8 protein-coding genes are annotated in these 9242 nt (G+C 64.2%); all 8 read left to right on the top strand.

From position 1 onward, the window contains the following. The coding region (locus B6V72_RS18655) for a Tn3 family transposase (RefSeq protein WP_146696233.1) at positions 1 to 2587 on the top strand (2587 nt) is incomplete at its 5' end. A gap of 119 nt (positions 2588 to 2706) precedes the next feature. Beyond that, a complete protein-coding gene (locus B6V72_RS18650) occupies positions 2707 to 3264 on the top strand; it encodes a recombinase family protein (protein WP_088736336.1) in 558 nt (185 codons plus the stop codon). After that, positions 3261 to 3743, top strand: a complete 483-nt coding sequence (locus B6V72_RS18645) for a hypothetical protein (RefSeq protein ID WP_240497766.1) — start codon at positions 3261 to 3263, stop codon at positions 3741 to 3743. The genes B6V72_RS18650 and B6V72_RS18645 overlap by 4 nt, the downstream gene beginning before the upstream one ends. 175 nt (positions 3744 to 3918) lie before the next feature. Then, positions 3919 to 4980, top strand: a complete 1062-nt coding sequence (locus B6V72_RS18640) for a methionine ABC transporter ATP-binding protein (protein WP_088736334.1) — start codon at positions 3919 to 3921, stop codon at positions 4978 to 4980. Then, complete coding sequence (locus tag B6V72_RS18635; RefSeq protein ID WP_088736333.1) at positions 4970 to 5644, top strand: methionine ABC transporter permease; 675 nt, start codon at positions 4970 to 4972, stop codon at positions 5642 to 5644. Before B6V72_RS18640 ends, B6V72_RS18635 begins: the two co-directional genes overlap by 11 nt. Positions 5645 to 5680: 36 nt before the next feature. Then, positions 5681 to 6457, top strand: coding sequence for a MetQ/NlpA family ABC transporter substrate-binding protein (locus B6V72_RS18630; protein ID WP_088736332.1), 777 nt, complete (start codon positions 5681 to 5683; stop codon positions 6455 to 6457). 396 nt (positions 6458 to 6853) lie between these two features. Then, positions 6854 to 8386: an IS21 family transposase gene (istA, locus tag B6V72_RS18625; protein WP_088736338.1), complete on the top strand. Its 1533-nt coding sequence runs from the start codon at positions 6854 to 6856 to the stop codon at positions 8384 to 8386. Then, positions 8376 to 9170: an IS21-like element helper ATPase IstB gene (gene istB / locus B6V72_RS18620; protein ID WP_088736337.1), complete on the top strand. Its 795-nt coding sequence runs from the start codon at positions 8376 to 8378 to the stop codon at positions 9168 to 9170. Before istA ends, istB begins: the two co-directional genes overlap by 11 nt. The last annotated feature ends 72 nt before the right edge of the window (positions 9171 to 9242 follow it).

Raw genomic sequence — 9242 nt, 5'->3', positions numbered from 1 at the left:
GTTGCGGGGCGAACTGGCCGAGATGTTTCAGGGGGCTTTCTGGAAGATCGAGAACCAGGTCGAACTCGGGTATCGCAAGAGCCGCGCGCGGGGATATTTCGTGCCGTCGGACAAGATCATGGAGCGGTTGGTGCGCGGGGCTCGGCACGATGCCGTTGAAAACCTTCTTGCGAGGATTGCCGATAGCCTGCCCGGTGAGACACGCGGGAAACTGGAGGCCAGCCTGGCCGATCCCAAATGCGCCACGGGGTTTCTGAGCTTGAAAGCGGATGCGGGTGCCGCCACGCTTGAGAGCATCCTGGCGGCGGCAACGCGATTGGCATTCGTGAACACGCTCGGTCTGCCGTTCGACACCATCACCAATGTCGATCCTGCCCTGATTCAGCGCCTGTCCCGCCGGGTCGATGGTGAGACCGCGGCCGAGATGCGCCGCCACGGCGACACGCGGCGGCTGGGGCTCTTCGCGCTCCATCTCATGCACCGTCGCGCCCAGATGATAGACGCGCTGATCGACCTTCTGCTTGAAATCATTCACCGGATGCAGACGCGGTCGCGGCGCCGGGTGGTGGGGTCAATTGCGCGGGATATCGAGCGGGTCCATGGCAAGGAGCGCCTGCTTGTCGACATGGCCATTGCTGCGGTGGACGACCCCGAGGGTCGGGTGCTCGAGGTCATTTATCCTGTCGCGAGCGTGGCCAGGCTGAAGGCGGTGATCGAGGAAGATCGGGCCAAGGGCACGCTTGACGGCCGCATTCAGACGGTGATGCGTGGCTCCTATGCCAGCCACTACCGCCGGATGGTGCCACCGCTTCTGGCTGTGCTGCAATTCCGATCGAACAATGCAAGCTGGCGCCCGATCCTGGACGCGCTCGACTTGATTCAGCGATGGCAACAGGGTGGACGGCGGGTTGTGCCTGCCGATCTGGCCCCTGAGGGGTCAGTTCCCGCCAAATGGCGCGAGGGCGTCATCGATGCGGCCGGCCGTCTGAATGTGATCTCCTTCGAGCTCTGTGTCCTGGCGCAGTTGCGTGAGCGAGTGCGCGCGAAGGAAATCTGGGTCGATGGCGCCGACCGCTACCGCAACCCCGATGATGACCTGCCTGCCGATTTCGAGGTGCAGAGGGACATATATTATCAGGGTCTTGGCCTCTCCCTGGACGCCGGTGCGTTTGTCGCGCAGGTGCGCGATGATCTGACGCGCGAACTACACCTTCTGAACCGGACCCTGCCGGAAAATGGCCATGTCCGGCTGCGAACATCCGGAGAGAACCGGATCAGGATCACGCCCTTCGCACCCGCACCTGAGCCGCTGGGGCTGGGTGCTCTCAAGCGCGAAGTCGAACGCGTCTGGCCGATGACCGGCCTTCTCGATGTCCTCAAGGAAACGGCCCTGGACACGGGATTTCTGGACTGCTTCGAGACCTCCGCCAGCCGCGAAGCCGTGCCGCGTGCAGACCGGGACCGGCGGTTGCTGCTGGCGCTCTATGCCGCGGGAACCAATGCCGGGATCAAACGCGTTGCCGCCGGTGTCGGTGACATCAGCTATGACGAACTGCTCCATATCCACCGCCGCTATGTCGACCCGAACGCGCTGCGTGCCGCCGCGGCACGCGTGGCCGATGCGACACTGGCGGTACGCAATCCGGCGATCTGGGGCGAGGCAGGCACGGCTTGTGGATCGGATTCCACCAAGTTCGGCGCCTGGGACCGCAACCTGATGACGGAATGGCATGCGCGCTATGGCGGGCGCGGGGTGATGATCTACTGGCATGTCGAGCGCCAGGCGACCTGCATCTATTCACAGCTCAAGAGGTGTTCGTCCTCCGAGGTTGCGGCGATGATCGAGGGCGTGCTCCGTCACTGCACCGACATGGAAATCCAGCGTCAATACGTCGACACCCATGGTCAGACCGCTGTCGGGTTCGCCTTCTGCCATCTGCTTGGATTCGAATTGGCACCACGTCTGAAAGCAATTGCCCGCCAGAAGCTGGTTCTTCCCGCCGCGGGCATGCGGGCGCGCCTGCCGAACCTGGCGCCGATCTTGTCGAACGTGGTCGATTGGGCCGAGATCGAGCAGCAATATGACGAGATGGTCAAATACGCCGCCGCCATGCAACATGGCACCGCCGACCCCGAGGCGATCCTGCGCCGGTTCGCCCGGACTGACGTGATGCACCCGACCTACAAAGCGCTGGCCGAACTGGGTCGTGCCATCAAGACGATCTTCCTGTGCCGCTATCTGCGGTCGGAAGCCCTTCGCCGGGAAATCCACGAAGGCCTGAACGTCGTCGAGAATTGGAACAGCTCGAACGGGTTCGTGTTCTTCGGCAAGGGCGGTGAGATCGCCTCGAACCGCATCGCCGACCAGGAGATCTCCGCCCTGGCGCTGCAACTGGTCCAAGCGTCTATGGTCTATGTGAACACGCGCATGGTCCAGTCGGTCCTGTCGGACCCGAACTGGCAGGACCGGCTGTCGCCTGAGGATTATCGCGGCCTGACCCCGCTGATCTACGCGCACATCACTCCCTATGGCCGCTACGACATCGACCTGTCCACTCGGATTGACTACGAACGCATGGCGGCTTGACGCTCATTATGGGTATACCCATGATGACGTGCGGCATGAACACTGCACACGGTCACTTTGGTGTTTATTTTGGGTCTTAACCACGTTATTGAACACCCCATGTCACAGGCACACCCAAAATGAACAGCTCCGGCGCCAAAATCGGTTATGCCCGAACCTCGACGGTGGATCAGAACCTCGACGCCCAGATCGCCGCGCTGACAGCCGCGGGCTGCGGCATGGTGCGCCGGGAACAGAAGAGTGGTGCCAGTCTGGAAGACCGCTCCGAATTGAAGACCATCCTCGACTTCATCCACCCCGGAGAGACACTGGTGGTCACCCGCATCGACCGCCTGGCGCGCTCCATGCGCGATCTGCAGGTCATCGTCGCACGGCTGAAGGAAAAGGGCGCACATCTCGCTGCCACCGAGCAACCGGTGGACACGTCCACCGCCGCGGGCAAGGCCTTCTTCGACATGCTCGGTGTCTTTGCCGAGTTCGAGACCAACCTGCGCCAGGAGCGGCAGGCTGAAGGCATTACCGCCGCCAAACGCCGGGGCGTCTATCGTGGCCGGCCGGCCAAAATCGATATGGCCGCTGTTCAGGCCAGACTGGCCGCCGGCCAGTCCCCCACGGAGATCGCCCGCGACATGGGCATCTCGCGCGGCACCGTCTACAAGGCAAAGGCTTCGATGTGAGAAAGAGCAGCAGGAAAAAACCACCCGCAGCGGCCAGGCCACCAGCGCAGGCAGACACCACCAAGGTGCCGCCGCCGCGCAACCTGACCCCGACACTCTGCGATCGCTTGCGCCGCGATCTGCTCGCCGCCTGCCAGGGCGTGGCCGAAACCCACGGGCTGACCGTCGAGGGCGGTGAGCTCAGCGACATCGACCTGCGCCATGGATTCGGCATCGCGTTCCGCGTCGGCATCCCAATGGCCGATGGTGCGATCTTCTCTCCCGACAAGGCCCTGTTCGAAGCCCTCGCCAGCAGCCTCGGGTTGCAGCCCGCCGACTATGGCCGGACCTTCAGAACCCAGGGCGAGGCCTTCCGTATCACCGCCATCAACCCGAACCGGCCCAAATACCCCGTCAGCGCAGAGCGTCTCGCCGATGGAAGAAGCTACAAGTTCTCTGCCGAAAACGTCGCCATGTACCTGCGCGCACCAGACGCCTGATCCGTTCTATAAACGTTCTTCAAGATGTCCAAATATGCACGCTCGGGCCTGTGGGGCCGATTGGGCAGACCCGCTCTGAGGGCACAGCGATTGTGCGGTCCCTGGTCTTGCGCTCCAGACGCATATCCGCTCTATCGCGCCGGACGGAGGACATGGGTGCAGACGAGAGGCTTGGATGGCCGACAGACAGACATCAGGTGCCGCGATCACCTTCCAGAACTTGGGAAAGTCCTTCGACAAGAAGGGCTCCGGCCAGGTCATGGCGCTCGAGGGCGTCACTCTCGACGTGCCGGCGGGCACGATCACCGGGATCATCGGGCGCTCGGGCGCGGGCAAGTCGACGCTCCTGCGCATGATCAACGGGCTCGAGCAGCCGACCTCCGGCACGGTGACCGTCGCCGGCCATGACGTCGGCCGCGCGGGCGCTGCCGAGCTGCGCCGGATCCGGCGCGACGTCGGCATGATCTTCCAGCATTTCAACCTGCTGAGCTCGCGCACGGTCTACGGCAACGTGGCCCTGCCGCTCGAGATCGCGGGCGTGCCCTCGGCCGAGATCAAGCGCCGCGTCGACGACCTGATCGCGCGCGTCGGCTTGCAGGACCTGAGCCGCCGCTACCCGGCAGAGCTCTCGGGCGGGCAGAAGCAGCGCGTGGGCATCGCCCGGGCGCTGGCCACCCAGCCCAAGGTGCTGTTGTCGGACGAGGCCACCTCGGCGCTCGACCCCGAGACCACCCAGACGGTGCTGAAGCTGCTTGCCGACATCAACCGCGACTTGGGCCTCACGATCCTGCTGATCACCCACGAGATGGCGGTCGTGCGCGAAATCGCCAGCCATGTGGCGGTGATCGACGGCGGGCGCATCGTCGAGGCGGGGCCGACCTACGACGTCTTCGCCGATCCGAAGCACCCCACCACGCGGTCGTTCCTGTCGGGGATCACCGGCATCACCCTGCCGAGTTTCATCGCGGGCCGGCTTCAGGCCGAGCGGCCGCAGGGGCCGTCGCAGGAGGTGATCCGCATCACCTTCGCCGGGCGCCATGCCACCGACCCGATGCTGGCCAAACTGACCTCGGAACTGGGGATCGCCGTCAACATTCTGGCCGGTGCCATCGAGGAGATCGGCGCGCATCCGTTCGGCAACCTGTTGGTCTCGGTCGAGGCCGAGCGCGCCGCCGAGGCCCGCGCCTACCTGGAACGCCACCAACTACTCACGGAGGTCCTCGGCTATGTCGGCTAACCTCATCAACATGCTTCTCGAAGCGACCCTGCAGACGCTCTACATGGTCGCCGTCTCCGGCGCGCTCGGCACCCTGCTGGGCCTGCCGCTGGGGACCTATCTCGCGGTGTCGCAGCGGGGCGAGCTCTTGTCCTCGCCGGCGGTGAACAAGGTTCTGGGGCTGGTGGTCAACGCCACGCGCTCGGTGCCCTTCATCATCCTCGTGGTGGCGATCATCCCCTTCACCCGGCTCGTCGCGGGCACGTCCATCGGCACCACCGCCGCCATCGTGCCGCTGACCATCGCCGCCGTGCCCTTCATCGCGCGGCTGGTCGAGAACGCCATCCGCGAGGTCGACAGCGGGCTCATCGAGGCCGCCCGCGCCATGGGCGCCACGCCGCTGCAGATCATCCGCAAGGTGCTGATCCCCGAGGCCCTGCCCGGCATCGCGCTGGGGCTCACGCTCGCCGTGGTCAGCCTGATCGGCTACTCGGCCATGGTGGGCGCCGTGGGCGGCGAGGGCCTTGGCGATCTCGGCATCCGTTACGGCTACCAGCGCTTCATGCCCGAGGTCATGCTGGCGGTCGTGGTCATCCTCATCGTGCTGGTCCAGCTGGTGCAGTCCCTGGGTGAGGGGCTGGCACGGCTGGTCGACAAGCGCGCGCCGCGCAACCGCGGCCGCTGAACCAACCATAAGAACGCAGATGGAAGGAGAAATCCCATGAAGCGTATGATCCCCCTCGTCTCCGCGCTGGCCCTGATGGCCGGTGCCGCGACCGCCGCCGACATCAAGGTCGGTGTCTCGCCCGGCGAGCATGCCGAGATCATGGAAGAGGTGGCCAAGATCGCCGAGCCCATGGGCCTGAACATCGACGTGGTCGAATTCTCGGATTACGTGGTGCCGAACCAGGCGCTGGCCGATGGCGACATCGAAGCCAACTCGTTCCAGCACGAGCCCTATCTCGACAACCAGATCAAGGACCGCGGCTTCGCGCTGGTGCCGATTGCGACCACGATCACCACCCCGATGGGCGTCTATTCCGACAAGATCACCGCGATGGACGACTTCCCCGAGGGCGGCTCCATGGGCATCCCGAACGACCCCACCAACGGCGGCCGCGCGCTGCTGGTGCTGCAGCAACTGGGACTGATCAAGCTGGCCGAGGGCACCGGCCTCGTCCCCACGGTCCTCGACGTGGTCGAGAACCCCAAGGACATGCGCTTCCGCGAGCTCGACGCCGCGCAGCTCCCGCGCTCGCTGGCCGACCTCGACGCGGCGCTGATCAACACCAACTACGCGATCGCCTCGGGCCTGAACCCGAAGGAAGATTCCATCGCCATGGAAAGCGCCGACAACCCTTACGTGAACATCATCGTGGTGCGTGAGGGCGACGAGGAGCAGGACTGGGTGCAGCCGCTGATCGACGCCTACCACAGCCCCGAGATCAAGGCGTTCATCGAAGAGAAGTACCACGGCACCGTGCTGACCTCCTGGTAAGCCGCGCAGCCTGATTTGTTCTATGAGGGCGGCTCCTTCGTGGGCCGCCCTTTTTCTTTGAAACGGTGGGGTTTCCGGGGGGACCTTTGTTGGCTCATGGGCTTGCCGCACCTGGCGCATGAGACGCTTCTCCGCTCCCTTGGACACGGGGCCATCGTCGGGTGTCCGCAGGCTCCGTCCATCGGGAGGTCGAGAGCGCTCCCGCTCACTGTCGCGCCAGCTGACCGATGCTGGCAGACAGCCGGGAAATGATCTCGACCTCCCGTCCTCATTGCCGCCTCTCTGTTGATTTCCACCCAGAACTGACCCGGGAGAGCGCGTAATTTCCATTGAGAATTGACCCATGTGACCCTCCCCGCGACGCAGCTTGCAGCGGGGGATTCCGGAGTGATCCACATGGGACTTTTGAACGTCATCCGCCGCATGGCTTTGCGGGAAAAGCTACCGATCCGAGAGATCGCGCGCCGAACCGGCCTGTCGCGGAACACCATCAAGAAATATCTGAGAGCAGGCACGATCGAGCCGAAGTTCAGCATTCCGGCCCGGTCGAGCAAGCTTGATCCCTACGCCGACAAGCTTGCCGCGTGGCTGAAGACGGAGGCTGCGAAGTCACGCAAGCAGCGCCGAACCCTGAAGCAGTTGCATGGCGACCTCGTGGCGCTCGGCTACACGGGGTCCTACAACCGGGTTGCGGCCTTCGCCCGAAAATGGCGGGTAGAACGCCAGCGCGAGCAGCAGACCACCGGGCGCGGCATCTTCGTCCCCTTGTCGTTCCGGCCCGGGGAGGCCTTCCAGTTCGACTGGAGCGAAGACCACGCGGTGCTTGGCGGAGAGCGCACGAAGCTGCAGGTCGCGCATATCAAGCTGTCTCACAGCCGCGCCTTCCTCGTCCGAGCCTATATGCTGCAGACCCACGAGAGGCTGTTCGATGCCCACTGGCACGGCTTCCGCGTCTTTGGCGGCGTTCCGGAGCGTGGGATCTACGACAACATGAAGACGGCGGTGGACCGGGTTGGCCGTGGCAAAGAGCGTCAGGTGAACATGCGCTTCCTGGCCATGGCAAACCACTACGTGTTCGAGCCAGAGTTCTGCAATCCGGCGGCGGGTTGGGAAAAGGGTCAGGTCGAAAAGAACGTCCAGGACGCCCGCCCGCGCTTATGGAACCCCATGCCGACCTTCCCCGACCTTGCTTCGCTGAACGCATGGCTGGAGCGGCGCTGCATGGAGTTCTGGCGCGAGACACCCCATGGCACCCTCGCGGGTAGCATCGCGGATGTCTGGGGCTGGGAGCGAGCGGCGCTCATGCAGTTGCCACCCGCCTTCGACGGCTTTGTCGAGCAGAGCAAGCGCGTGTCACCGACCTGCTTGAGCAGCTTCGAGCGCAATCGCTACAGCGTCCCCGCCTCCTTCGCCAATAGACCAGTCAGCCTCCGGATTTACCCCGATCGTCTCGTGGTCGCTGCGGAAGGGCAAATCCTGTGCGAGCACGAGCGGCTGATCCAGCGATCTCACCATCTGCACGGCAGAACGATCTACGACTGGCGCCACTACCTGGCCGTCATCCAGCGAAAGCCCGGAGCCCTGCGCAATGGCGCCCCCTTCGTGGATATGCCGCCCGCCTTCCGGCAATTGCAGAGCCAATTGCTGCGACGCCCCGGGGGAGACCGGGAGATGGTCGATATCCTTGCCTTGGTCTTGCATCACGACGAGCAAGTGGTGCTGAACGCGGTCGAGCTGGCGCTCTCCGAGGGCGTCGCGACCAAGACCCACGTCCTGAATCTTCTGCACCGCCTGATCGACGGAAAGTCGACCGACGCTCCCTCCATCGACCCGCCGGGCGCCTTGGCCCTAAAGCGAGAGCCCCGGGCCAATGTGGAACGCTATGACGAACTGCGGCCTCGCGATGCTGGTGGCCGCCATGCGTCATGACCCAGCCAGCGGTGCCATCGTGATCATGCTGCGCAGCCTCAAGATGCACGGGATGGCTCAAGCCGTGACCGACCTGATCGACCAGGGTGCGCCGGCGTTCGAAGCCGCCGTGCCGATCCTGACGCAGCTCCTGAAGGCTGAGGTCGCGGAGCGCGAGGTGCGCTCGATCGCCTACCACATGAAGGTGGCACGCTTCCCTGCCTACAAGGATCTGCCCAACTTCGACTTCTCGTCCAGCGAGATGAACGAGGCCACGGTGCGCCAGTTGCATCGCGGCGAGTTCATGGAAGGAGCGCAGAACGTCGTTCTCATCGGCGGCCCCGGCACTGGGAAGACTCATATCGCAACCGCGCTTGGCATCCATGCCATCGAGCATCATCGCCGGAGAGTGCGCTTCTTCTCGACCATCGAACTCGTTAACGCTCTTGAGCAGGAGAAGGCCAAGGGAAAAGCCGGACACATCGCGGAGACCCTCACCCGCCTCGACCTGGTGATCCTGGATGAGCTCGGGTACTTGCCGTTCAGCGCGTCAGGAGGCGCCTTGCTCTTCCATCTGCTGAGCAAGCTCTACGAGCGCACCAGCGTGATCATCACCACGAACCTCAGCTTCAGCGAGTGGGCCACAGTGTTCGGTGACGCCAAGATGACCACCGCGCTTCTCGATCGGCTGACCCATCGTTGCCACATCCTCGAGACCGGAAACGACAGCTTCCGCTTCAAGGACAGCGCGGCCGCGGCCACCCGGAAAAAGAGGGAGGGAAGCCATGTCTTGACCCAATCATGACCCGCTCAGCATAATCCAAGGTGGGTCACTTCTCGATGGAAAACCCGGGTCAGTTCTGGGTGGAAATCAACA

The sequence above is a fragment of the Thioclava sp. F34-6 genome (assembly GCF_002213235.1).
In the GTDB taxonomy this organism is placed as follows: Bacteria; Pseudomonadota; Alphaproteobacteria; order Rhodobacterales; family Rhodobacteraceae; genus Thioclava; species Thioclava nitratireducens.
This window is presented reverse-complemented; position numbering and strand designations above follow the sequence as displayed.

Coding starts and splice junctions, on each gene's coding strand:
- istB (WP_088736337.1), top strand. CDS start 8,376: ATGCGTCATGACCCAGCCAGCGGTGCCATCGTGATCATGCTGCGCAGC.
- istA (WP_088736338.1), top strand. CDS start 6,854: ATGGGACTTTTGAACGTCATCCGCCGCATGGCTTTGCGGGAAAAGCTA.
- B6V72_RS18635 (WP_088736333.1), top strand. CDS start 4,970: ATGTCGGCTAACCTCATCAACATGCTTCTCGAAGCGACCCTGCAGACG.
- B6V72_RS18650 (WP_088736336.1), top strand. CDS start 2,707: ATGAACAGCTCCGGCGCCAAAATCGGTTATGCCCGAACCTCGACGGTG.
- B6V72_RS18640 (WP_088736334.1), top strand. CDS start 3,919: ATGGCCGACAGACAGACATCAGGTGCCGCGATCACCTTCCAGAACTTG.
- B6V72_RS18630 (WP_088736332.1), top strand. CDS start 5,681: ATGAAGCGTATGATCCCCCTCGTCTCCGCGCTGGCCCTGATGGCCGGT.